Here is a 26,159-nt window from a genome sequence, read left to right as displayed (position 1 = left end):
GAATCAGTCAATAGACTGGCTATTTTTGAGTATAAAAATAAGATAGGAGAAGAAACGAGTTAATAACTCAAGCAAATCCATATCAGGGTATGAAATCCCAACCATGAAGAAAAGAGGGATTGCATGAAACTTAATAAAGGTGATTGTATCAAATATGATGAGTGTATTTACATAGTTATGGCAGTTGTTTGGAATACGATTTATTTGCAAAAGGTAAATGATAATAGGAAAGATTACAGATTTACTATGGAACAGTTACATGATGAAGGATATCGAGATGTGGAAATTTTATAAAATGACAAGGAGAAAGAAAAATGGAAAAAGATTATAATTTTAATTATGAAGAGAATGGAACGGAAAATCGAGATATTAAGAACGAAGAGAAGTTGGGATATGATGAAAATAATGTAATGCAAGCATTGATGAAACTACCAACAGACGAAAAGAACCTATTATTAGAAAGTAAGATTACCGATTTATTATCCAGTACAAATGCTATTAAGCGGAGAGAAACTACACATAAATTATTTGATGCATACATAGATTATTATAGAGATTTAAAACGTTCATTTACACATCTATGTGAAAAACTAGATGCTTCTGAAAAAAATTAAGATGCTGTAATAATCTACGATAATCTAATGGCCAATGCAACAAAATTTAAAAGTATGTTAAATGGTATTCTGCGTTGACTAAATATGATTGTATGGTAAAATGTAAGAAAGGGGAGGCGGGTAGACCATGGAAAATGAAAATATAAAATGTAGTCAATGTAATTCGACTTTTAATAAAATGTTCTTGCTTGGAAAACAGGGAAATATTGATACTTGTCCCGTTTGTGGCGGTAAGATGGACGATGTGGCTGAAGAAGAACATGAGGACTGGATTACATGGTATTATTATAAAGACCCTGAATATGGCGATTTTAGCCTTTGGGATAAGTTGCCAAACGATCCTAGTGCACTGACACTCATAAAAGAATTCAAAGCCCCGCCAGAAAACAATCCTGGTGGACTTGAAGTGGTAAAAGATATCCTGCGTACCTATATCCCAGATGCATTCAAATATCCAGAAGAAAAGACCCCTATAGTAAGATGCCCCAAGTGTGGAAGCAAAGAATATACCTTGATGAATAAAGGCTACAGTTTGTTTACCGGCTTTCTTGGTAGCGGGAGAGTTAAACGGGTATGCAACTATTGCAAGAAAGAATTTTAAATAAGAGATTGATAAATTGAGAGATCCTATTATTAGGGTCTCTTTTTACGTGTAAAAATGGAGGAAATATGATAAATAACGATTTTATGGTTGAGTTAATAGCAGCTTTGAATAATGCTAAAAGCACAAAACAGGTCAACCAGGATATAAAAATTATTGAGAAGACTGTTAATGCCCTGAGACTTACAGCAACATTTCTTAAAGGTGATAGTAAAAAGCAATTAAATGCGATTATTAGAGAGCTAGAAAGCAACGTTAAAGCAGTTAAGGTTAAAACCACCTTTGATAGTAAACAGGCACAAAGAGCTATCAACGATGCGTTGAAAAATGTATCTATAAATGATTTAAACATTAATGGACAGGGGATAAAATTAAAAGTAAGAAAGATTTTTACAGATATAAAGTCTGAAATATCTAAGACACCCATTCCAATCAACTTTGAAATCAGAAAAGATACATTACAAAATCAGTTGACAACTTATTTGACTAAAAACAGTAAGATTAGCGAATCATCTGTATTACTTGGTGAAGCTGATACTTTAAGAAGTCTATTCAGTAATATTGACAGCAAAGATTCTCTTCGTTATGCTACGGAAAAATTTAAACTGTTTAAATCTGAAGTCACAGCCACAGGGTTTGCAAGTAAATCAACCTCTGATAAGGTTAACGATTTAATAGGCAAAGCTACAAGAGTTGGAACAATATTTGGAATTGCCACTGTTGGAATACAGAAATCCAGGGATTCTGTTTCTACTCTCAAAGAAATGTCTACACTTCTCACTGAAATAGCAAAGACTTCAAATATTGCCGGTGAAAACTTAAAGAAATTAGGTGATAGCTCATTTGGTATTGCCAGTAAATACGGACAGACCGCTTCCAATTATCTTGAAGGTGTTCGTGAAATGGCACGTTCTGGATATGATTCCCTGGCTAAAGAATTAGGTGAATTATCTGTATTGGCACAATCTGCTGGTGATATGACCGCAGAAATGGCTAATAATTATCTTCTGGCTACTGATGCAGCTTATAAATATGGTGGAAGTGTTGAAAAATTAACTGCTGCTTTAGATGGTGCAAACTATATCAGTAACCGCAACAGTGCAACACTTACGGATATTGCTGATGCTACCCGTGTAAGTGCTTCTTTTGCAGCAGAAGCAGGAGTACAAATTGATGAGTTGACTGCCGCAACAGCGACTATGGTAGCTGGTACAAAGCTATCTGGTAGTCAAATGGGTAGAGCCTTCAGGTCTATCGTAATGAATTTACAACAGGTGTCCGGTGAGTTTGACGGTGAAGTATTTGACGAAGAATCGTTTAAGAAAGTAGAGAAAAGACTTCATAGTGTTGGAATAGCCATGGAAGAAGTGTCTAATGGTGCCGCTGTCTTGAGAAACCCAATGGAAATATTAAGCGATCTTGCAAAGGTATATAACTCTCTTCCGGAAAAGAGCGCTGATAAAGCCGGAATAATTTCCGATTTAGGCGGCAAGTACTGGGGGAACGCTCTGTCCAGCTTACTTAGCCGATGGGACACTTATAATAAGATGCTAACTGAATTTTCACAAGGTAGTGGAAGTTCACTTGCTGAAGCAATGAAAACGGCTGACTCGTGGGAAGGACGTTTAAATGCATTACAAAATACATGGGACAGCTTTGTTGGTTCTATGACAAATCAGGATTATATCAAGGGTGGTATTTCATTTTTAGATAACACCATACAAGGCTTTCAGACATTAACTGAAACCGTTGGTGCGCTTCCGGTACTTTTAAGCGCAGTGAATGCGTCGCTTACCGCTTTAAACAAGGATTACGGACTAACTCAGTTATTCAATTCTGAGACAAGAAAAGTAGATGTTCAAGGCAATTTTATGGGGGTTGACTTCACTGCAATCAAGGCTCAGAAAAAGCATTTTGAGGACGCTGCATCTGCGATAGACGGTTGGAATAAAAAGTTAGATTTAGGGCAGGTAGACATAAATAAATTTGGTGATTCCGTTGTCAAGAACAATGCCCAATTAAAAGATTACCTCTCTACATGCTCCAAAGACGCTCCTGCATCATTAAAAGGTTATCAGGCATACTTGAATGCGGCTGGTATATCTACTGACGCACTAAGATGGAAAACGGTTGCTTTAAACGCTGCTATTTCATTTGGAATTGGTGCGGCGGTTCAATTTGCAATAACAAAAGTTGGTAAAGGAATTAGTGATTATATCCACCGGAATGAGATTGCGATCAGTAGTGCCGATGAATTAAAGTCAACTCTTGAATCTAATATCTCTACAATCAATGAGCATCAAAGTTCTTTAGACTCTTTAAGCAATAGATTTGCAGAATTATCCAAGGGTGTAGACGATTACGGTAATAACATCTCTCTCACCAAGGATCAGATGAAGGAGTATAGCGGTTTGGTTGCTGATCTGATTGCAATTAATCCTGCGTTGGTAAAGGGGTATAATTCAGAGAATCAGGCAATCATTGACAAAAACACTGCTTTAGCAGATACAGTTAAGCTTTTAGAGAGAGAACGTCAATTAGAATTAGAAAAGTCCACTTCTTCAAGCAACTTAAAGACTATTGGAGAGGGAGCAATTGCAGAGCGCAATGAACTTCTTGGAATGGATTTTACTGGTCAATTTGGTTCATATGATTTGGAAACTGTTTCAGGTCAGGCTTCCCGTTTCGGTGAAGAGGCTGCAAAGCTATTTAACGATGAATCAGTAAAGGCATTTTATGATTATACAAATTCTCGTCCATTTGAAAAGATGAATGGCAAGAGTGATTGGCTTAAAACATTTGGCTTTAATGTTGCTGATGCGGATATGGATTTAGATATTGAAGGGTATTTGCAGAGGAATATTGATACTTTCTCAAAGCATATGGACGAAATACTTGCAAAAGCAAATATAGATCCTACCTCTGACCAGGCTAAAAACTTAAAGTTATATATTCAGGAATGGCAAACCTTAAATGCTGAACTTGCTTCTATTGATTCTGGCTATATTGATGAGTACCTACAGAAAATACCTCAATTAGTGAATGGATATGACGCACTAACAAATTCACAGAAATCCTTTATTAGTGAATATATTAGAAATGGATTTAATGCCTATGATTTGGAAAATGACGCTGTAAAAGTGAAGTCTTCTATAATAGACATGGTGGAAGGTATATCTACTGATGAAAAGGTGAAATCAGCAATTGATAGTTTGTTTGCCTTAGATGCAAAAGATTTGAATGTTACTGATTATGTAAATAAATACAAAGAAATATTAGATAATGTTATTTCACAATTGAATATCTCAGATGCTGATGCAAACAGTTTACGGCTGAAATTATCTGTAGATGCAGATGATCTTGCAACAAAGTATAAAAATGCTATTAATTCAGCAAAAGCAAAATTTAATGGTTATGATCCTACCCAATTCTTTAAGGATAATTCAATAAATACACAGGAAGAAATTGATGCATGGCTGGAAGTTGCACAGGCTGCTGGTAGTGCGACCGAAGCAGAGAAATTATATCTTGAACAGGGAAAGAATGTTGAAAAACTGAACTTTTCTGCTGCATTTGCGAATCTACCAATCGACAAAATAGAGGAATACATTTCCTTGCTTAACTCAGGGAACATAACAGAAAAGATTATCTCTTCGTTTTCTGAATTAAATGATCTCATGTCTCAGACGGGAACCAATGCTGAGAATGCAGTAAAGTCATTAAAAGATTATGCAGATGGATATACCTTGTCTACAGATTTAACCTCAAATATTCAGGACGAGTATAATTTGCTTAAAGACGTTGCCGATCAGTATAAGAAAACTAGATTAATTGGACTTTCATCACTTGAATCTATTGTTAAACAGTATCCTCAATTACGCACTGCTGTGAATGAATACACACAGGGGTTGATTAATGCTGATAATATGATATCGCAATTGCAGACTGCGTATGATAATGATGCTATAGCGTATAAATCAGCAATGGCGTATAAACTTTCTGGTAATGAAGAGTTTTTCGGCGTGATTGTAAATAACAATAAGTCCTTGTTTGATGATTTAAGTAAAGCCTATGGCTTAGATGTTGAGAACTGGAAAACTATGGCACAAGCTAAAGCTGAAATTGACCAGAAACTTATTCAGAGCTTATCAACTGCATGGTCAAAGTATTATAATATCGTATTTGACTCTGTTTCTGGACTGGCCTCCATTGAAGGGGGAATAGATTACTCTCATGTTGGTTCACGTGGTTTGGGTGCTGCCGAGAACGAGAAGCAATTAGAACAACAAGAAGCATGGTCTGCTGCTACTAAGCAAGCTAACAAGTATAACCAGATTATTAGTGAATTGAACGAAGCTGCAAGTATACAGATTGAAACCCCTGACTTCGGTGGAATCGGCTCTGCGGATAAATCTGGCTCTAAAAAAGATAAAAAGGACACCGAGAAGCCTATTGATTGGATCGCTCGTGGTACAAAAGTACTACAAGATGAATATGCCAAATTAGAGGAACTAGCCAATAAAGACACAATTGCGTATCTGGGATTGACACAAGATGAATTTGATAAGGCAAAATCGATTTTTGATAACGGTCTTAGCAACTCAGTGGAAGGGTTATCTCAGCTTCAAAGTTATGCTGATAAAGCTGGATTGAGTTTGGGCGAATTATATACAATGATTCAATCTGGTGCTCCTAGTGCATCAAAAGAAAATGCATTACAGAGTATGCTACAAATGCAAACTGAAACACTACTTCCGCAATATCAACGGGAAGTCGAAGCATATTCAAAGGCATACGCAGACGCTTTAAAAGAGATTCCATCTGAATACAAAGCCAAAGTTGAGAATGGTGGAGAAGGAATTGAATCGTTACCTAGTGATTTAGCTGAAAAAGTACAAAAAGCATTAGACGCAAATGAAAAGTTAAAATCGTCTGAAAAACAATTGGCCGATGGCGAGAAAAAACATATTGAGTCTATCAAGGAGCTTCATGAGAACAGAATTGCCGCAATCGATATTGAGAACGAAAAACTTCAACAGTCCAATAAGATAATCAAGTCTCAAATGGAATTGATGGAAGCACGCGGAAAGATTGTCGATGCAGACTTCTACAGACGGCAAATAAATAATAATAAGGGTCTGATTTCTGGCAATCAACAAAATATTGCTGAATGGGAATCTGAAATGGCTGATCTTCGGGCGGAGAAGGTTTCCACCAGCTCAAAAGAATATAAAGAATTAAAGGCGAAGGTAAGCGCCGCTAAGAATGAAATACAAGGACTGAAGCTTGAACAGGAAGAATTTAATCAAACTCTTAAGCAGATGCCAATAGATCACTTATCTACGATTATTTCCATGTATGGTGATATCACTGCTAAGATAGAAAATTGGGGAGCTGTTTATTCGGCTACTGGTAAGAAGTTAGACGGTGAATATTATCAGATGCTTATATCTAATGGAACCACCGTAATCGACCAATATGAGAAGCAGATACGAGAAATAAAAAGTCTAATGTCCGAGGCACAAAAGGGATCTACGGTCTGGCAAGAACTATATGACCAGTTACAGAGTATCGATTCAGCTACATCTTCCATGCTGACTAATCTGCAAAAGTGGAATGAAGAACTGTTAAAAATGCCACTAGACAGCATCAATACATATTCTGATAGTTTACAGAAGGTAATTACTGGATTAAATGGAGTGAAATCAGAACTTGATTCTGCTACCTCTGCTATTACCACTGCTATATCTGATCGGATTGATTTATTGGAAAAGGAACAAAAGATTGCTGCCGAAACTCATCAGGCAGAAATTGATGCTCTACAGGAAAAGGCTGATTTATTAGAGAAAACCAATGAAAAGTTGAAGCTACAAATGTCGTTGGAACAAGCAGAATTCAATCTGACAAGGTCTCTATCTCAGAAGGTAAATAAAGAAATCCGAAATGGTGAAGATGTATATGTTGAGGACTATGATGCAGTTAGGAAGGCAAAAGAAGACAAAATCGATGCCCAATTTAACATCGACAAGTACAATCTTGAACAGCAAATTACTGACGCAAAGACAGCTCTTGACAATTTGAATGACAGTTACCAGAATCAGATTGATGCGTTAGAAGAAATTAGCAAGAAATACTCTGAAATACGCTCAGATGCCGAGAAAATATCAGAGGCTAATTTAGCGACTTCTCTATTGGGGGAAGGCTTTGTTGAAAAGATATTATCCGGTAATGACGAAGAAATTTATGCAACACTTACATCACTCTACCAGACTAATGCCAAACAACTTGATGAATATCAAAAACAGGCTAGCACAACCTCAAGCATACAATCCACTTTAGAGGACTATATCGATTCATACAAGGACGGTACTATTACATATGAACAGGCCATGACTAAAATCAACAGTCTTTTAGCCCAGATGAACAACCATATGTCTGCGATGGACAATCTGAATAATATTTATGACTACCTTGGTACGGTAAACGGAGTTAATGCAGATGCAGATAGTGTTCTCAAAGGAATAAAAGACGGTTTATCTACAACAGCAGATGAGTTAGTAAAATCCTTGGAAGAGTACAACAAAAATGCTGGAATGATATCGGAGCATACTTCCAGTTGGGAACAACTTACTAACAATGTATCATCTATGCTTGATGTGTTGAAACAGGTTCGTGATAACCTGAGAAATGCCTTAGACGATTATGCTTCTGATGATGATGATGGGCCATACGACAAGTCAAGAGGTAAAGGTTGGGGAATTGGTGATGTAAACAATGGGCCTGGCGTAGAAAAACGTGCTGATGGTATTAAAAGAGGTGCTATTGGTACCGCCTCTAATAATGATAGAGTCAATATGATTAAGTATTTGTCTACCAACGATCTAAAAGATGGTGAAAACCCAATTATTGCCCATGAAGGTGAAGTGGTATTGAATCCTGGTCAGCAGGATCAATTGTTGGATAATGTTGGTACTTCTTCTAATTCTGATATTGAAGCAGCGTTGAATAAGCTTGGTTTGAGGAAAATTAATCCAGATGAACATCCTTTGATTCTGCATAATAAAGAGGTTATATTTCCGGAAGAACAGCGAAAGGCATTGTTGGCAAAGTTTGCGGAATTGAATAGCTTTCGACCTAATATAAATGTACCTGATTATAGCAGTGTTCTAAATCAAATAACCGTAAGAGAATCTACTTCAAAGCAAGAATTTAACTTTGGTGATATTAACATTCAGGAATGTAACAGATCTGATGATTTAGCTAAAGAAATACTAAATGGTGGACTGACACGAGCAGTAATACAAGGTCTAGGAAAAAGATAATAAAGAGTAGGCTCTTCGGAGCCTTCTTTTTGATTGGGGGTAAATGATGAATGCAATAGATGCTTGTTATCAGATGTACAAAGACATTGAAAAGATGATAACAGAGAAAATTAGAACTATTAGATATGAAAAAACCTTTCGTGCTACGGTAACTAAAAAAGTAAATAATAATATATATAAGGTATCGCATAAAAATGCGGAATACAGAGTGAAGTCGTACTATGATTTAATTGTGGGGGATTTAGTATGGGTGTGCGTCCCAGGTGGAAATTGGGATTCGTTGTTTGTACAAAGTTGCGACAGGGTAGGAGAGATGATTAGTTCACTTGAAAATTATGAGTTTCGGGCAGACGGAATATATTTGAATGGAAGGAAAATTACAAATTAGTGAGTAATTAAGGGCGAGGGTGATACTTCGCTCTTTTATAGCCCCCGATCATAAGAACCTATTCTTGTAGAAATATAGAAAATTATAGTCTATAATTAAAAGTATAACCGATGATATTAAAGTAGACATTGCTAGAGTAAATAAATAACTATTAACCAGAGCGTGGATTGAGTTCTGCTCTCTTTTGTTAACGATTTTAGTTACAATATATCTCATTTTCATGTATATTTATAGCCAAATTTTTCCAGCTATGATACAATAATATAAAATTTATACCATAGGAGAAAATGTATGAAAAAGTTTTTGATTGGCTTAATGACTGCTACAATTGCTTTAAGTAGCACAATTGTTTCATTTGCAGGTGAATGGAAACAAACAGGATATGGTTGGTGGTATGATAACGGTAATGGAAGCTATACTGCAAATAACTGGCAAAATATAAATAATACATGGTATTATTTTAATCAAGATGGTTATATGCGTACTGGTTGGATTCCAGTAAATGGAAAATGGTACTATTGCAATGCGAACGGAGAAATGGCACATGATACATGGATTGATGGTAAATATTATGTAGGTACAGACGGGGTAATGTATGTGAATACTACTACACCAGATGGTTATAAGGTCGATGGGAATGGGATTAAAAATGCTAGTATTTCTATAAAAGAGATAATCAATCATAAGTTTGTTTCAAAAAATGATTTAGAAACTTATAAATGGTGGGAGAAAAATGGTGATATAGTGAGGGCTGATTCAAGAATAAAAGGATCTGCTGACGAACAATCTGAGCTTGTTGATGAATTATATCCTGAAATTCTAGGTAGAGGGGCATGGGATGAATATGAATTTAGTAGTAATGAATGGTATACTGAAAGCAGCTTTGGCGTCGGAGGACATGGTTTTGGAGGTACAATAAGATGGGAAAGCAAAACTAGCGCATTATTAAAAGCAGATTTTGTAACAACCGATGTTCAGAAAGTAAATATAATAGATAAAAATACCATTGAAATTAATGGAGAAAGTTATGTTCTAGTTGATTAAAACAGTATAAATTTATCGGGTTATTCAGAGCCAGTCTTATGACTGGCTCTTTTTGTGCACAAAAGTATAATCAAGAAAGTAGGGGATTTATTATAGAAAAGAAGTATTACAACAAAGCTGATTTACAGGAAATTTTTGGATTTGGAAGGGATAAAATGAAAAAGTTTTTGGAAAAGGGCATTTTGCCTACAGTCCGGGTCAATAAGGATTATTTAATTTCGAAAGAAGAGCTTGATGCATGGTTCAAGAAAAATGCTGGAAAAGCTATTAATATATAACCATATTTGATAAAATAGGAGCATGGTCAAATTGTTTGGCGATGCTCAGATGTAAAAGAAAGGATTTGATACGATGAGCATATCAACAATTAATAATAGAAGAGACAAGGGAGATGGGTTAATAAGGCAGAGAAGTGATGGCAGATATGAATATAGGTATGTTGCGGGTAAGAAGCCAGATGGTAAACAAATATATAAATCTTTTTATGCAAAAACCGAAAGAGAACTGAAGCGTAAAATTAAGGAATATAATGAGGACAGATCAAAATATACTGTAAAAGTAGAATCCACAACTTTCCGGGACTATGCCGAATTTTGGATGAAAACAGTGAAATATCCAATATTAAAGCCAGTATCATATGATCGACTTGAACAGACGTATAATACCGTTTGTAATTACATAGGTTGGTTTCAGGTAGGAAATGTGACTACAGAGGACATACAGGCTATGATAAACGATTTATCAGCTACAAAGGCATATTCTACAGTAAAGAAGCATTATGAATTTGTAAAAGGGGTTTTCCAATATGCTTATAACTCTCAGAAGATAGCTTTTGATCCATGCCCAGCCGTTCAATTGCCTATTGAGCGCAACATGAAAGTAAAAACAAAAAAGACTGAAATTCTTACAGAAAACATAACTGACAAAATGTATGAGTTTAATAATACATTACGGGAGAGCAATAATCAGTTCTTTAAGCACATGCCTGTCCTGCTGCTAATTTTAAACACTGGAATGAGAATTGGTGAAGCTTTGGCTTTAGAATGGCAAGATATTGATTTTGATAAGAAGACTTTAAGGGTAAATAAAACCTTGACTAAAGCAAAAGAACGAGACAAAAGCGGTTCTGTTGTGGGAAAGCAAAAGAAGACCTTCAGTGATATTACGAAAACGGAATCGGGAAATCGGCTGATACCTTTAAATGATATGGCGGTATCTCTTCTTATGCAGATACAGGATTATAATAGAAGAAAGAAGATTAAAACGGATTATGTAGCAAGTACTGCTGATGGAGGCTATGTTTCTGAATGGAATATTCTGAGAACGTTTAAAAGTGTTCTTGGGGTAGTGGGAGCAGATGATTATACGATTCATGCACTCAGACATACATTTGCTTCTAGGCTATTAAAGGCAGGAACAGAGATAAGCGTTGTCAGCAAACTCTTAGGACACGCAGATATCAATACTACATACAGCACATATATCAACGTTTTAAATGATCAGATGACAGATGTAATGTCCGGTATCTCCAAGATTTAGTGGGGATTTTTTGACCACTTATCTGACCACAAAGCCGACCACTTATTTACCACTTATCTTTCAGTAAAAACCAGTAAAAATCAGTAGAAACCAATAAAATCCAGGAAATGGGAAGATTCGCGAAAAGCTGATAAATACGAGAAAGTCCTTATAAAATAAGGCTTCTAGAGGATTAAAAATTGACAAATAAAAAATGCATCTGATAGGAATCGAACCTACGCACGCGGCTCCGGAGGCCACTGCTCTATCCACTGAGCTACAGATGCATCTTTTATATTCTACTATAGATTCTTTTAAAGCGCAATAGTATTTGTTGATTTTTGTCTGTTTTTTTGTTAGAATGAAAAGGAGATTGATTCTCCAGGAGGTCAAGCCCATATGAAGGACTTAATTGAAAAATGGAAGAAGGTTTCCAAGGAAGAAATCAGACGGCTGCAGAAATTTCTGTTTTTTCCCTTGGCAGCGATTATATTGATTTTTGCCGTTATTGTTTTGGATAATCCCGAACAGACAGGAAATGATCCGGCGAACGGATCCACAGAAGCGGTGGATCCATCGGCAGAAGAGGCTGAGGGTACGCCATCAGAGCCAGCAAAGGAAATTACGCTGCAGGAAGAGGCCATACCGGCGATTCATGATCTGATGGAAGCTTACTTTAAAGCCAGGAAGACCTGCGATACAGAGGCTCTTTCAAAGGTATTTGGCAATACCTTTTCTGAAGAGGCGATGAGAGAACAGGGCGCCAGAATGGAAGAGGAAGTGAAATTCTACCAGAGTTTTGAAAACCTGGTATGCTATACGGCGACCGGATTGGACGAGGGCGATTATGTGGTATATGCCAGATTTGATATCAAATTCCGTCAGGCGGAAACCTTAGCGCCCAGCATGGTTGTATGTTATGTTAAAACAGCAGCCGATGGAAGCTATTATCTGGTTGCAGATACCAGCACAGAACAATCTGAATTTATGGAGAGGGCAAACCAGTCTGAGGCAGTACAAAAGCAAGCAAAAGAGGTAAACGGCGGTCTTGAGAATGCTTTAAAGTCTGACGAAAATCTTCTGGCTGTCTATCACATTCTGATGGATGAGAAGGAAGAGCCGGAGGAAACTACTGATTCAGGCAGCCAACCAAACAATACGTAAAACAGATGCTTCTCTGCGTAGCACCCTGCAGAGGAGCATTTTTGGTAAAGGAGAGCAAGTTTATGAATGTTAGGGACTTTTATTTTGATCTGCCGCAGGAGTTGATTGCCCAGGACCCCCTTGAGGACCGTTCTGCATCCAGGCTTCTGGTCTTAGATAAACATACGGGAGAGATCCAGCACAGGCATTTTAGGGATATCCTTTCTTACTTGCGGAAGGGAGATTGTCTGGTCATTAATGATACCAAGGTCATTCCGGCCAGATTGTTTGGAGTGAAAGAGGGAACAGAGGCAAAGATCGAAATCCTCTTATTAAAGAGAAGAGAGAATGACATTTGGGAAACCCTTGTAAAACCGGGAAAAAAGGCAAAGGTGGGAACCGTGATCTCCTTTGGAGAGGGCCTGTTAAAGGGAACCGTGATCGATGTGGTAGAAGAAGGAAACCGGTTGATCCAGTTCTCCTATGAGGGGATTTTTGAAGAGATACTGGACCGTTTGGGGCAGATGCCTCTGCCGCCTTATATTACCCACCAGCTAAAGGATAAGAACCGTTATCAGACGGTTTATGCAAAGCATGAAGGATCAGCGGCTGCGCCTACCGCAGGGCTGCACTTTACAAAAGAGCTGTTAGGGGAAATTGAGGATATGGGAGTAGCCATCGCCCATGTAACTCTTCACGTTGGGCTTGGAACCTTTCGTCCGGTGAAGGTAGATGAGATCGAAGCCCATCATATGCATTCTGAATTCTATATTATAGAAGAAGACGAGGCAAAAAAGGTCAATGAGGCAAAGCAAAATGGGGGCCGCATTGTCTGTGTGGGAACAACCAGCTGCCGTACGGTGGAGTCTGCTTCCACGGAAGAGGGGATTTTAAAGTCAGGAAGCGGATGGACGGAAATCTTCATTTATCCCGGATACCGTTTTAAGCTTCTGGATTGTCTGATTACGAATTTTCACTTGCCTGAATCTACGCTGGTAATGTTGGTATCCGCTCTCGCAGGGAGGGATCATGTGCTTCATGCCTATGAGGAAGCCATTAAAGAGCATTACCGTTTCTTTAGTTTTGGCGACGCCATGCTTCTTACGGACCTTCGTTATGAAGGGGAATCTTAAGGACTGGAATGCAAGTGTACTGATGGTAAGAGAGAATGTAGAATCCTGTAGTTAAAAAGAGGTAGGGGTGCACGCTTATGGAAGAGAAAAAAAATTTGGTAGGAGGCATATCCAGGAAGACTCTGGAGCGTCTTCCAATGTATCATCATTATCTGGAACGGAAATACAGGGAAGGAACAGAGACTATATCAGCGCCGGCCATTGCCCTGGATCTTCAGCTTAATGAAGTCCAGGTGCGCAAGGATCTGGCAATGGTGGCAAAAACAGCTGGAAAGCCCAAATTGGGATATGTGGTGAAGGACTTAATCAGAGACATGGAAGAGTTTTTAGGGTTCCATAATACGAACCAGGCTGCCCTGGTAGGAGTCGGATCCCTGGGAAAAGCCCTGCTGTCTTATAAAGGGTTTGAGCAGTACGGAGTGGAGATTGTCCTTGCTTTTGATTCCGATGGAAGAAGGGTGAATACAAAAACTGGAGGCAAGCCGGTTTTTCCCATGGACAAGCTGGAAAACCTCTGCAGGAGAATGAACATTCACATCGGCATCATCACGGTCCCGGCGGAATATGCCCAGGAGGTATGTAACCGTCTGGTAGGCGGCGGTGTAAGGGCCATATGGAACTTTGCGCCCACCCACTTGACCGTACCTGACCATGTTCTGGTGCAGAACGAGAACATGGCTGTGTCGCTGGCGGCTCTGTCCAAATATCTATATGAGGCGGACAAGGAAGGCAGTCAGTGGACTGAGGAGGAAGATAATTGAATACTGTATTGTTACAATATGCCGTGGAGGTGGAAAAAACAGGTTCCATAACCAAGGCGGCTGCCAACCTTTATATGGACCAGCCTAATTTAAGCAAGGCGATCAAAACGTTGGAAGAAGGCCTTGGCGCACCGATTTTCAGGCGGACTTCCAAGGGTGTGGTTCCTACGGCAAGGGGAAGGATTTTTCTGGAGCATGCCAGAAATGTCCTGGACCAGATCGAGAAGATGGAACATTTATATAAGCCAGATCAGGTGGGAGGGGTGGAGTTTTCCCTTTCTATGCCAAGGGCCAGTTATTTGAGCCTTGCATTTTCCCGGTTTATCCGAAGCCTTAATAAAGAAGAGGGTATGAATGTATGGCTGCGGGAGACAAATTCTGCAGATACCTTAAAGGATGTGGAGACCGGAGAATATAATCTGGGTATTATTCGGTATCAGTCGTCTTCAGAAGGATACTATGCCCAGGCAGCAGCGGCAAAGAGCCTTTTACTAGAGCCGGTTTTGGAATACTCCCGAAGGCTTCTCATGTCCGAACATCATCCCCTTGCAGGGAAAAAGGAAATCATGGGAGAAGACTTGCTGCCTTATATTGAGATTACCCATGGCGACGGACCATCTGGCCGCCGGGAGAATTTTGAAAAGAAAGGAAAGGCTCCGGAATCTCCAAAACATGTTTACGTATTTGAACGGGGAAGCCAGTTCGACCTTTTGGAGGAAGATCCTCACACATATATGTGGGTCTCTCCCATGCCGGAAGAACTCCTTACAAGATATGGCCTGGTGGAACGGCAGTGCAAAAAAAAGGCCGGAACATATCAGGATGCGCTGATCTACAGGAAGGGGTATTCGTTTACGGACTGGGATAAAGAATTTTTAAACCAGCTGGAAACAGTGAAGAGTATTTTTTTGGAATAAGAACGTTAAATATATATCAGTATTTATATACTGATATATATTTTTTTACCTTTGTATTTCCTGCCTGTTTGAGCTACAATACAGCTATAGCAAAGAACTGGAAACTCACAAGGAGGATTATACGATGGCTAGATTTACATTACCGAGAGACCTATATCACGGGAAGGGCGCCCTGGAAGAGCTTAAGAATATAAAAGGAAAAAAGGCGATCGTGGTTGTCGGCGGCGGTTCCATGAAACGTTTTGGTTTTCTTGACAGGGTGGAGACATGCCTGAAAGAAGCCGGAATGGAAGTAAAGCTGTTTGAAGGCGTAGAGCCGGATCCCAGCGTAGATACGGTGATGAAGGGTGCAGAAATGATGCGGGAATTTGAGCCGGATTGGATCGTTGCAATCGGCGGCGGATCTCCTATTGATGCGGCAAAGGCAATGTGGGCATTTTATGAATATCCTGATACCACATTCGAGGACTTATGCATTCCCTTTAATTTCCCGACTTTAAGAACAAAGGCAAGATTCTGCGCCATTCCGTCTACTTCCGGTACGGCTACCGAGGTAACGGCATTCAGTGTCATTACGGATTATAAAAAAGGAGTGAAATATCCGCTTGCAGATTTCAATATCACACCGGATATCGCAATCGTTGATCCGGACCTGGCTGAGACCATGCCACAGAAGCTGACCGCCCATACCGGTATGGATGCTCTGACTCATGCGGTGGAAGCTTACGTATCAACCCTCCATTGTGACTACACCGATCCTCTGGCGCTTCATGCAATTAAGATGATACATAATGACTTAATTGATTCTTATAACGGGGACAAGGAAGCCCGTGCCCGTATGCATAATGCCCAGTGTCTGGCCGGTATGGCATTCTCCAATGCCCTTTTAGGCATTGTTCATTCCATGGCTCATAAAACAGGCGCTGCTTATTCAGGGGGACATATTGTCCATGGCTGTGCAAACGCCATGTACCTGCCAAAGGTAGTTAAATTTAATTCAAAGGTTCCGGAGGCTGCAAAGCGTTATGCAGATATTGCCCGCTTCATTGATCTGAAGGGGAATAATGATGAGGAACTGGTTCATGCATTGATCGCAGAGATCCGTTCCATGAACGAAAAGCTTAATATTCCTGCTAGTATTAAGGAATATGAAGGCGGAATCATTGACGAAGCAGAGTTCAATGAAAAATTAGGGACAGTAGCAGAGCTGGCAGTAGGTGATGCATGCACCGGCTCCAACCCAAGACCGATCACGGCCGCTGAGATGGAGAAACTGTTATCCTGTTGTTACTATGATAAAGAGGTAGATTTTTAAATAATCTCCAGTATATGAATGCAATGTGTGCGGCAGGCGCAGAACCCTTTGGTTTTGCGCCTGTTGTACGTGAAAAGAGGTTTGACAGTAAAGTTCATCTATGATATGGTAATCGGGAAAATAATTGAAGTTTAAGCAAACCGAACCATTAAAGAAAGCATGGGATATCAGAATGAAACAGGCAATTTTAGTAGTAAGTTTTGGAACCACTTATCATGAAAGCAGAATGAAAACCATAGAAGCCATTGAACAGTCCATAAAGGAAGAGTTTCCGGAGTATGAGGTGCGCCGGGCATTTACAAGCCGGATCATTATTGGAAGATTGAAAAAAAGAGACAACATTTATATAGACAGTGTGGCGGAAGCCTTAGAGAAGCTGGCACAGGAAGGATTTCAGCATGTGATCGTGCAGCCCACCCTGGTTATGGGAGGGGAAGAAAATGACGGCATGATAGCTGCCGTGAAACAGTATGAGAACCGGTTCCGCCGGATCCTTTGGGGAAAGCCGCTGCTTTCGGAGGAAGAGGATTATAAAAGGCTTTGCAGCGTGCTGACAGAGGACACGAAGGAATATGACAGGGACGGAACGGAGATCCTATTCATGGGACATGGTACGGAGCATGAGGCCAATGAGTGCTATCCGCGTTTGGCGGAGGTTTTCAGGCAGAATGGATACAACAGGTATCATATAGGGACCGTGGAAGCGGAACCAACCTTTAAATTCATAAAAGAAGAGGTGGAGAGTACCGGTTCTAACCGTATGGTGCTGCAGCCGCTTATGATCGTATCAGGAGACCATGCCCATAATGATATGGCAGGAGAAGGGGAAGAATCCTGGAAAAGCCAGCTGGAGTCTGACGGCTACCAGGTGGTCTGTCGGTTAAAGGGCATGGGAGAATTGGAGGGAGTCCGCCGGATGTTCCTGGATCATGCCAGAGAAGCCTGCAAGAAGCTGGAGGATATGGGATGAAAAAAGGGAGAGCAGTTGTTTTGGCGGCAGGCTTCACAGCCCTTTTTCTTATGGGCTGTGAAAGAAGGGTGGAGCCGCTCAGCAAATCCGATTTTATGCTGAACACCTTTGTAACTGTGACTCTTTACGATAAGGACGATCCTAAAATTTTATCTGACTGTCTGGATTTATGCCGGTCCTATGAAAATATTTTCAGTAAAACCATTGAGGGCAGTGAGGTTTACAAATTAAATCACAGGCCTGCCAGTGAAGAGACCATGACAGTATCCCCGGATGTGGAGGCTCTTATTTCCAAGAGCCTTTCTTATTCTCAAATATCAGACGGGGCTTTTGACATTACCGTGGAGCCTTTGTCTTCTCTATGGGATTTTACAGCCCCTGATCCGGTTGTACCGCCTGATGCAAAGATTCAGGAGGCAAGGGAAAAAGTAGATTACCGGAATTTAAAGCTGCAGGGAAATACCCTTACATTTTTATCTCCGGATACTTCCCTGGATTTTGGGGCAATCGCCAAGGGGTATATTGCGGACCGGATGAAGGATTTTCTTTTAGAGCAGGGAGTTAAGAGTGCCGTGATCAATCTGGGTGGAAATGTCCTTTGCGTGGGGCAGAAGCCTGACGGCACACCATTTAAAATCGGCCTTCAAAAGCCTTATGCAGACCGGAATGAAACCATAGAAATTTTGAATATCAATGATATGTCCGTAGTATCATCCGGAGTGTATGAGCGGCATTTTATTAAAGATGGCGTGAACTACCATCATATTTTAAACCCGGGGGATGGTTATCCATATGAAAACGGGCTTGTGTCCGTCACCATTTTGTCAGAGCTGTCAGCAGACGGGGATGCCCTTTCCACCACCTGTTTTTCCCTTGGACTTAAAAAGGGAATGGAGCTTCTGGACTCCACGGATGGCGCATACGGCGTATTTATTACAGAGGATGGGGAGGTTTCCTATTCCCAGGGAGCCAGGGAGTTTCTGGTTGGGAAGCCTTAGAATCCCTTTACAATTTTCTTTCCCTATAATACAATAGAAGAAATACCCTGCGGGTATACCTGTATGCCCAGAAAGCATGGGCAGGAGAGAAGAAACACCCTGCGGGTATACCTGTATGCCCAAAGAGCATGGGCAGAAAAGAGGAAACACCCTGCGGGTATACCTGTATGCCCAGAAAGCATGGGCAGAAAAGAGGAAATGTAATTTTGCAGGAGAGAAAAGATGATTAGAAAAATCTGGGACAAGGTCATGAACCGGGAAGTCATATCCTATTTGATATTTGGAGTGCTGACGACCCTGGTTAACTGGGTTGTCTATTGGTTCATGGTAAAGGCGGGCATTGACTACCGTGCCGCAACTGCGGCAGCATGGGTTGTTTCCGTCCTCTTTGCCTTTATTGTAAATAAAATCTTTGTTTTTCAAAGCTATGACCTGCATCTGAGCTTTGTCATGAAGGAGATTCTATCGTTTACCGCATGCAGAGCAGCGTCAGGCGTCATGGAAATGATTCTTATGGTGATAATGGTTTCCTGGCTCAAAATGGATGAATATGTAAGTAAAATTCTGGTATCCGTGGTTGTTGTAATTGCAAACTATGGATTCAGTAAGGTTTTCATATTCCGGAAGAGAGAGGAAGAACCCCTGTAAAGTGAGGTAAATGAAATGGAACACGATGACGAGATTGAAAAGATATCGAAAGAACTAGAGGATATGCTGCAAATGACATCAGGTGAAAAAGAAATTACAACAGGGGAAAATGACTTGAAGCAAGGAAATGAAGAGGAGAAGGTGACTTACGATCCCCATGGGGAAAGGGCAGAACAGGAATTTGACCTGGCTTCTGCACCCAGGATACGCCTTGATATTCCGGTTGACGGGATGGAGGAGCTGTATGATGGGGAGCTGGGTTATGAAGATTTGAATTACGGAGAAAACCTGGGGCAGGAGAAAGAGGCCGTTTCTGTTAAGGATTTCGTGGACATTCCTGAGGAAACGGAAGACGATGAAGCTGAGGAAGAATTGGAAATCGGGCAGTTAGAAAGCTTTAAAGAAAGGATAACCGGTAAAAGAGAGGGGACAGGCACCAGCCTGGTAAGGCCCTCTGATGGACTCCTTGCAGCTTTTTTTGTGCCAATGGTGATCATGGTCATCATATTTGCCCAGCGGGGGATTTTTCCTTTTGGTGAGGAAAGCTTTTTAAGGACTGATATGTATCATCAGTATGCTCCGTTTTTTTCTGAGTTCCGTTATAAGCTGACCCATGGTGGCAGCCTTCTGTACAGCTGGGATATCGGCATGGGGGTGAATTTTGCTGCTCTTTATGCTTATTATCTGGCAAGCCCTTTAAACTGGCTGCTGGTACTTTGCCCGAAGAATTATGTCATTGAATTTATGACCTATCTGATCGTATTTAAGATCGGATTAAGCGGACTTTCCTTTTCCTGGTATCTGCGCAGGCATAACAAAACCATGGACTTTGGAGTCGCTTTTTTTGGCATCTTCTATGCTCTGTCCGGATATATGGCGGCTTACAGCTGGAATATCATGTGGCTGGACTGCATTCTACTATTCCCGCTCATTATGCTGGGCCTTGAGAAGCTGGTAAAAGAAAAGAAATGTTTCTTATACTGTATAACACTGGGATTATCAATTTTATCAAATTATTACATATCCATTATGATATGTATTTTTATGGTATTCTACTTTATCGCCCTTCTTATATTAGAAGGCTTGAGATCCTGGAAGGAAATCTTTATCCGCGGGGGACTGTTTGCTCTGTTTTCCCTGTTAGCAGGAGCACTTTCCGCTGCAGTTCTGCTTCCTGAAATTTATGCGCTGCAGTCAACTGCTTCGGGAGATTTTAATTTTCCCCAGACCATCAGCTCCTACTTTTCCATATTTGACATGATCGCCAGACATCTTCCGGCGGTGGAACCGGAAATCGGGCTGGACCACTGGCCTAATATCTACTGCGGTGTGGCAGTTCTCATGTTTTTCCTTCTTTACCTGGGCTGTAAACAAATCAGGCAGAGGGAAAAGATTGTTATGTGCTCCCTGCTGCTGTTTTTCTTTGCCAGCTTTTCCGTTAATACACTGAATTTTATCTGGCATGGATTTCATTATCCCAACAGCCTGCCATGCAGACAGTCTTTTATTTATATTTTTCTCATGCTGTTTACGTGCTATCAGGCTTACATTCACTTGCATGAGATTCCATGGAAGCATGTAGTAATGGCCTTTTTTGCTTCGGTGATCTTTGTTTTGATGGCGCAGAAGCTTATAACGGATGAGGCTTATCATTTTTCCGTATTTTATGTGGCTATTTTGTTCCTTTCCATTTATGCCGGCCTTATCAGCCTTTATCAAAGGGGAGTCAGCCGGAATGTGCTGGTACTTCTGGCCCTTGGCGTGATTTCCTTAGAAGCCGCGGTTAATACCACGGTCACCAGCGTGACGACCACCAGCAGGACCAGCTATATGAAGGATAATAAGGCTTCTTCGGAGCTGGCAGAAAACCTGATGCCGGGTACCTCTTTTTACCGGATCGAAAAGGTCACCCGAAAAACCAAAAATGACGGAGCCTGGCTGAACTTTCCTACGGTCTCCCTCTTTTCCTCCACAGCCAATGCAGATCTTACGGCATTCTTTAAAAAGCTGGGCTGCGAAAGCTCTACCAATGCTTACAGCATTACGGGAAGCACGCCTTTAATAGATGCCCTTTTTGCGGTTAAATACGGGCTGTACTCGGAAGAAACCGAGGAGGACGGTATATCCGTACCGGTTGCTTCAAAGGATGAGATGTATCTCCGGGAAAACAGCTTTGCCCTGTCTTTGGGATTTCTGTTACCATATGACTTTGAAGATAACTGGCAGCTGGACTTAACAAATCCGGCGGAGGTCCAGAATGATTTTTCCGTGGTACTAGGAGCCAATCCGGTACTGTCTGAGGTTCCAAGCGAAATCACAGGAACCAGCTTTACGTTTACACCGGAAGCGGATGGAGACTATTATGTGTTTGTCAGCAATAAAAAGGTGGAAAAGGTAAATGCCCTGTTAGGGGAAAAGACCAAAAATTTTGATAATGTGAGCCGCGGCTATCTGCTGGAACTGGGCTATTTAAAAGCAGGGGAAAAGATTACCCTGCGAAACGATGACAACGATCAGGATCTGGTAGCGGTCGCTTACCGTTTTGTTCCTGAGGGCCTTGAGTCTGTGTACAACATCTTAGACAGGAACTCCATGAAGCTTACCAAATGGACAGATACGCAGATACAGGGAACCGTCACGGCTGATAAGGCCGGTCTGCTGTTTTTAAGCATTCCTTATGACAAGGGCTGGACGATCAAGGTTGACGGGAAAGTCGTGGAGCCTTATAAATTATTTGATACGTTTTTAAGCGTGCATATGACTGCCGGTACCCATGATATTTCTCTGGAATATATGCCCCAGGGACTTAAAACAGGCGGTATCATAACGGCTGGAAGTGTGGTATTTCTGCTGATACTTGCAGGTGTATCTTCTGGAATAGGGAAAAAGCGCAGACCCATGCGGGTCCATTCTACAAATTAATCAGCCGCAGCAATACAAAGGAAAGGAGAATTCTCAATTATGAAACTATGGGGCGGACGCTTCACAAAAGAAACCAATCAGCTGGTTCACAATTTTAATGCATCCATATCATTTGACCAAAAATTCTATCATCAGGATATTGAGGGCAGCATTGCTCATGTGAAGATGCTGGCAAAACAAGGACTTCTTACGGAGGAAGATAAAGATGAGATCGTAAAAGGCCTTATGGAGATCCGGGAGGATTTAGAAAGCGGAGCCCTGGTAATAACAGGGGAACATGAAGACATTCATTCTTTCGTGGAAGCAGTTTTAACGGAACGGATCGGTGAGGCCGGAAAGCGCCTTCATACCGGACGGAGCCGCAATGACCAGGTGGCTCTTGACATGAAGCTGTATACCAGAGATGAGATCGATGAGCTTACCCTTTTGGTGGAAGGGCTTCTCTCAAAGCTTTTAAAGCTTATGGAAGAAAATCTTGACACTTACATGCCTGGATTTACCCATCTGCAAAAAGCGCAGCCAATTACCCTGGCTCACCACCTGGGTGCTTACTTTGAAATGTTTGACAGGGATCATTCCCGCCTTCATGACATTAAAAAAAGAATGAACTATTGTCCCCTTGGCTCTGGCGCCCTGGCTGGAACCACTTACCCCCTGGACCGGGAATATACGGCAGAGCTTCTGGGATTTGCAGGGCCGACTCTTAACAGCATGGATTCCGTGGCAGACCGGGATTACTTAATCGAGCTTTTAAGTGCGTTATCCACCATTGCCATGCATTTAAGCAGATTCTGCGAAGAGATCATCATATGGAATACCAATGAATACCGATTTGTGGAAATTGATGATTCCTACAGTACCGGAAGCAGCATTATGCCTCAGAAAAAGAACCCGGACATTGCAGAACTGATCCGGGGAAAGACCGGCAGGGTTTACGGCGCCCTGGTGTCGCTGTTAACCACCATGAAGGGAATTCCTCTTGCTTACAACAAGGACATGCAGGAGGATAAGGAGCTGGCCTTTGATGCCATTGATACGGTGAAAGGCTGTCTTGCCCTGTTTACAGGAATGATTTCCACCATGACCTTCCGAAAGGATGTGATGGAAGCCAGCGCCAAAAACGGTTTCACCAATGCAACCGATGCGGCTGATTATCTGGTAAATCATGGAGTGGCCTTCCGGGATGCCCATGGAATCGTTGGACAGCTTGTACTTTTCTGCATTGAAAAGGGCATTGCCCTGGATGATATGAGCCTGGAAGAATATAAGGCCATCAGTCCGGTGTTTGAGGAAGATATTTATGATGCCATCAGCTTAAAAACCTGTGTGGAAAAGAGAATGACCATTGGAGCTCCTGGCCAGGAGGCAATGAAAAGAGTCATTGAAATTTATAAGAAGAAGCTTGAAAAATAGAATCATTAGAAAAAACCGGAAAACAGCGGAAGAGCCAGCCGCTGTTTTCCGGTTTTTTATGGTATTCATTGCTTATCCGAAGATCTGCTTACGTAAGCGGCAGCCGGTAGGGGTTGCGGCCAGGCCGCCCTCTGAAGTTTCCTTTAAGGAGGAAGACATGAGGTTTCCCACCTGCTTCATGGCAAAGATCACCTCATCTGCGGGAATTGCGCTTGTGATTCCGGCACAGGCAAGCTCCGAAGCGGTAAATGCATTGGCTACTCCCATGGCATTGCGCTTGATACAGGGAACCTCTACCAGACCTGCCACCGGGTCGCACACCAGGCCCATGGTGTTTTTCAGGGCGATGGCGCAGCTGTCGGAAACCATCTGGGGCGTTCCGCCAAAGATTTCCGTAAGAGCAGCAGCAGCCATGGCGGACGCGGATCCCACCTCCGCCTGGCACCCGCCCTCCGCTCCGGCGATGCTGGCGCATTTGGCAATGACCATGCCAATGGCCGATGCAGTGAACAGGGACATGATGATATCATGCTTTGGTAAGTCAAATTCTTCCATAACGGAAATGAGGGCTGCCGGAATGACACCGCAGGAGCCGGCCGTAGGAGCCGCCACGATCTGCCCCATGCAGGAGTTATATTCCGTCACGGCAAGAGCCATGCTAATGGCATTGCCAAGGAGATGGCCGTAATGGTTTTTTCCTTCCTCTACCGCCTTTTTTAATTTGGCGGCAGCTCCTCCGGAAAGTCCGCTGGAAGAACGGAGGGATTCATCCATGCCGTTTTGCACAGACTGCCTCATAACCTCAAAACTGCTTTCCATGGTGGAGTAGACAGCTTCCGGACTGGTCTCCATATCCTCGGCCTGTTGCTCCAGCACAATTTCCGATATTTTTTTATTGGAAGATGAAGCGGCAGCCACAAGTTCTTCCACGGAATTATATTTTAATTGCATAGGTTCCTCCTGGTCAGTTTAATTTTAACAAAATCGTATTGTATACATAAGGGATGGTTTGGATCTGGGAGACCAGAGACTGGTCAAAGTCAGAATCCATTTCAATGGTCATGATGGCAAGTCCGCGTTTTTCCTGCCTGTTTAAGCGGAAATTGCAGATGTTGGCATTGCCCACGGCTACCAGGTTCGTCACATGGGCGATGATTCCGGGAACATCCTGATGCATGACGATCAGAGTGGTATTTTGCCCAGTAAAATAAACCTCCATGTCATTTACCTTGTTTATGACGATGTTGCCGCCTCCCACCGATGCTCCCTGGACGGAGATGGTGCTGCCCTGATCTGAGGTAAGGGTGACTAACGCTGTGTTTGGATGGGCATTTTCAATGGTTCCGGTGTGGATCGTGACGGATATTCCTTGTTCCTTGGCTGTTTCAAGGCTTGTTCGGATTCCAGGGTCCCAGGGATCCAGTTTTAAGATTCCTCCCACAATGGCTTTGTCTGTGCCGTGCCCTTTGTAGGTTTTTGCAAAGGAGCCGTGAAACAGGATATCTGCTTTTGCAACAGGAGCACCTAAAAGCATGGCAGCCGTTTTGCCGATGCGGGCAGCGCCGGCCGTATGGGAGCTGGAAGGCCCGATCATAACAGGCCCGATAATATCAAATACATTCATGGCAATTCTCCAATTCCAAGTATTGTTTCTCTCATTTGTTTACAGGGGTTTGAATTCCGGCTTTCGTCCGCGGAACTCCGTATAATAGGAAAATCCGCATTGCTTAAGAAGTTCACCTGCTGTCTGAAAGTCTGCTCCTAAATCTTCCGGTATATGGGCGTCGGAACCGATGGTTATGATCTCCCCGCCTAATTCCTTATAGCGCTTTAAAATACCGGCACATGGGTTTGGCTGTCCGATCCCTTTACGGAAACCGGCTGTGTTGCATTCAATTCCTTTGCCCCGCTCTATAATCGCTCTTAAAATGTCATCTAAAATTTCCTGGTATGCTTCGTAACTGTAGTAACGAGCTTTATTGGGGCCATAACGGACGATGTAGTCGATATGGCCTGCTACGTCATAGTTGTCAATATTTTTCACATTATCCAGTGTGGCCTGGAAATACTGTAGATATGCTTTCTGCTCCTCTCTTCCTTTAAAGAACTCCGGATAAGCAGGATCCTTTCTATTAATAAAGTGGGTGGAGCCGATGACAAAATCAAAGGGATAGCTTGATAACAATTCCCTGTAGTATTCTTTTAAATGGGTCTGAAGTCCCAGCTCGATCCCTATGCGAAGGTCGATCCGGTCTTTGTATTCTTCCCTTAAAGCAGACATTGCTTCAAAATACTGGTCCGTCTGAAGGGTAAAATCGATGACAGAGTCCACGTCATAATCGTGGTGGTCCGTAACACAGAGGGAAGACATTCCAAGGCTTATGGCCCGTTCTAACTAGGTCCGCATTGGGGCTTCGGAGTCTCCTGAAAAATTTGTATGAAAATGATAATC

General features: G+C 41.7%; 21 protein-coding genes and 1 tRNA gene. 18 read left to right on the top strand and 4 right to left on the bottom strand.

Annotated features, from left to right (window positions below; translation table 11 throughout):
• Window positions 1-123 precede the first annotated feature (123 nt).
• The 8 genes from RT269_RS23725 (at window position 124) to RT269_RS23690 (ending at window position 11,508) form a co-directional block, all read left to right on the top strand.
• Window positions 124-294 (top strand): hypothetical protein, encoded by a 171-nt coding sequence (locus tag RT269_RS23725; RefSeq protein WP_313186333.1) that lies wholly within the window; start codon window positions 124-126, stop codon window positions 292-294.
• 20 nt (window positions 295-314) lie between these two features.
• Window positions 315-614, top strand: a complete 300-nt coding sequence (locus tag RT269_RS23720; RefSeq protein ID WP_313186331.1) for a hypothetical protein — start codon at window positions 315-317, stop codon at window positions 612-614.
• 127 nt (window positions 615-741) lie between these two features.
• The gene (locus RT269_RS23715) at window positions 742-1,215 is read left to right on the top strand and encodes a hypothetical protein (RefSeq protein ID WP_313186329.1); all 474 of its coding nucleotides are present in this window, start codon (window positions 742-744) and stop codon (window positions 1,213-1,215) included.
• A gap of 68 nt (window positions 1,216-1,283) precedes the next feature.
• A complete protein-coding gene (locus RT269_RS23710; RefSeq protein WP_313186327.1) occupies window positions 1,284-8,537 on the top strand; it encodes a phage tail tape measure protein in 7,254 nt (2,417 codons plus the stop codon).
• Between the two features lie 46 nt (window positions 8,538-8,583).
• The gene (locus tag RT269_RS23705; RefSeq protein WP_313186326.1) at window positions 8,584-8,925 is read left to right on the top strand and encodes a hypothetical protein; all 342 of its coding nucleotides are present in this window, start codon (window positions 8,584-8,586) and stop codon (window positions 8,923-8,925) included.
• Between the two features lie 291 nt (window positions 8,926-9,216).
• Window positions 9,217-9,969, top strand: a complete 753-nt coding sequence (locus RT269_RS23700) for a hypothetical protein (RefSeq protein ID WP_313186324.1) — start codon at window positions 9,217-9,219, stop codon at window positions 9,967-9,969.
• Between the two features lie 38 nt (window positions 9,970-10,007).
• A complete protein-coding gene (locus RT269_RS23695) occupies window positions 10,008-10,247 on the top strand; it encodes a helix-turn-helix domain-containing protein (protein ID WP_313186323.1) in 240 nt (79 codons plus the stop codon).
• A 73-nt stretch (window positions 10,248-10,320) separates the two neighbouring features.
• Window positions 10,321-11,508: a tyrosine-type recombinase/integrase gene (locus RT269_RS23690; protein WP_313186322.1), complete on the top strand. Its 1,188-nt coding sequence runs from the start codon at window positions 10,321-10,323 to the stop codon at window positions 11,506-11,508.
• A gap of 194 nt (window positions 11,509-11,702) precedes the next feature.
• Here RT269_RS23690 and RT269_RS23685 read toward each other — a convergent pair.
• A tRNA-Arg gene (locus RT269_RS23685) sits at window positions 11,703-11,774 on the bottom strand.
• A 112-nt stretch (window positions 11,775-11,886) separates the two neighbouring features.
• Between RT269_RS23685 and RT269_RS23680 the strand changes: the two genes are divergently transcribed.
• The 10 genes from RT269_RS23680 (at window position 11,887) to argH (ending at window position 23,707) form a co-directional block, all read left to right on the top strand.
• On the top strand, window positions 11,887-12,651 hold the full coding sequence (locus tag RT269_RS23680; RefSeq protein ID WP_313186321.1) for a hypothetical protein: 765 nt from the start codon (window positions 11,887-11,889) through the stop codon (window positions 12,649-12,651).
• 62 nt (window positions 12,652-12,713) lie between these two features.
• Window positions 12,714-13,763, top strand: a complete 1,050-nt coding sequence (gene queA, locus RT269_RS23675) for a tRNA preQ1(34) S-adenosylmethionine ribosyltransferase-isomerase QueA (RefSeq protein ID WP_313186319.1) — start codon at window positions 12,714-12,716, stop codon at window positions 13,761-13,763.
• A gap of 77 nt (window positions 13,764-13,840) precedes the next feature.
• The gene (locus tag RT269_RS23670; protein WP_313186317.1) at window positions 13,841-14,524 is read left to right on the top strand and encodes a redox-sensing transcriptional repressor Rex; all 684 of its coding nucleotides are present in this window, start codon (window positions 13,841-13,843) and stop codon (window positions 14,522-14,524) included.
• Window positions 14,521-15,441, top strand: coding sequence for a LysR family transcriptional regulator (locus RT269_RS23665; protein ID WP_313186316.1), 921 nt, complete (start codon window positions 14,521-14,523; stop codon window positions 15,439-15,441). The genes RT269_RS23670 and RT269_RS23665 overlap by 4 nt, the downstream gene beginning before the upstream one ends.
• A 124-nt stretch (window positions 15,442-15,565) precedes the next feature.
• Window positions 15,566-16,756, top strand: a complete 1,191-nt coding sequence (locus RT269_RS23660) for an iron-containing alcohol dehydrogenase (protein ID WP_313186314.1) — start codon at window positions 15,566-15,568, stop codon at window positions 16,754-16,756.
• A 124-nt stretch (window positions 16,757-16,880) separates the two neighbouring features.
• Window positions 16,881-17,726: a sirohydrochlorin cobaltochelatase gene (locus tag RT269_RS23655; protein WP_313186312.1), complete on the top strand. Its 846-nt coding sequence runs from the start codon at window positions 16,881-16,883 to the stop codon at window positions 17,724-17,726.
• Window positions 17,723-18,724 (top strand): FAD:protein FMN transferase, encoded by a 1,002-nt coding sequence (locus tag RT269_RS23650; RefSeq protein WP_313186310.1) that lies wholly within the window; start codon window positions 17,723-17,725, stop codon window positions 18,722-18,724. The genes RT269_RS23655 and RT269_RS23650 overlap by 4 nt, the downstream gene beginning before the upstream one ends.
• Window positions 18,725-18,946: 222 nt before the next feature.
• Window positions 18,947-19,372, top strand: a complete 426-nt coding sequence (locus tag RT269_RS23645; protein ID WP_313186308.1) for a GtrA family protein — start codon at window positions 18,947-18,949, stop codon at window positions 19,370-19,372.
• 15 nt (window positions 19,373-19,387) lie between these two features.
• Window positions 19,388-22,294, top strand: a complete 2,907-nt coding sequence (locus RT269_RS23640; protein WP_313186306.1) for a YfhO family protein — start codon at window positions 19,388-19,390, stop codon at window positions 22,292-22,294.
• Window positions 22,295-22,333: 39 nt separating this feature from the next.
• Window positions 22,334-23,707 (top strand): argininosuccinate lyase, encoded by a 1,374-nt coding sequence (gene argH, locus RT269_RS23635; protein WP_313186304.1) that lies wholly within the window; start codon window positions 22,334-22,336, stop codon window positions 23,705-23,707.
• Window positions 23,708-23,779: 72 nt separating this feature from the next.
• Here the strand turns inward: argH and sdaAA are convergent, their stop codons facing one another.
• The 3 genes from sdaAA to RT269_RS23620 are packed head-to-tail and all read right to left on the bottom strand — an operon-like array spanning window position 23,780 to window position 26,090.
• On the bottom strand, window positions 23,780-24,658 hold the full coding sequence (gene sdaAA / locus RT269_RS23630; RefSeq protein ID WP_313186303.1) for an L-serine ammonia-lyase, iron-sulfur-dependent, subunit alpha: 879 nt from the start codon (window positions 24,656-24,658) through the stop codon (window positions 23,780-23,782).
• 13 nt (window positions 24,659-24,671) lie between these two features.
• Complete coding sequence (gene sdaAB / locus RT269_RS23625) at window positions 24,672-25,331, bottom strand: L-serine ammonia-lyase, iron-sulfur-dependent subunit beta (protein WP_313186301.1); 660 nt, start codon at window positions 25,329-25,331, stop codon at window positions 24,672-24,674.
• 39 nt (window positions 25,332-25,370) lie between these two features.
• A complete protein-coding gene (locus tag RT269_RS23620; protein WP_313186335.1) occupies window positions 25,371-26,090 on the bottom strand; it encodes a histidinol-phosphatase HisJ family protein in 720 nt (239 codons plus the stop codon).
• Between the last annotated feature and the right edge of the window lie 69 nt (window positions 26,091-26,159).

It is taken from the genome of Lacrimispora sp., assembly GCF_032078915.1.
Lineage (GTDB): Bacteria > Bacillota > Clostridia > Lachnospirales > Lachnospiraceae > Lacrimispora.
Note: the sequence above shows the minus strand (reverse complement) of the source record. Positions and strands in the feature narration are given on the sequence as shown.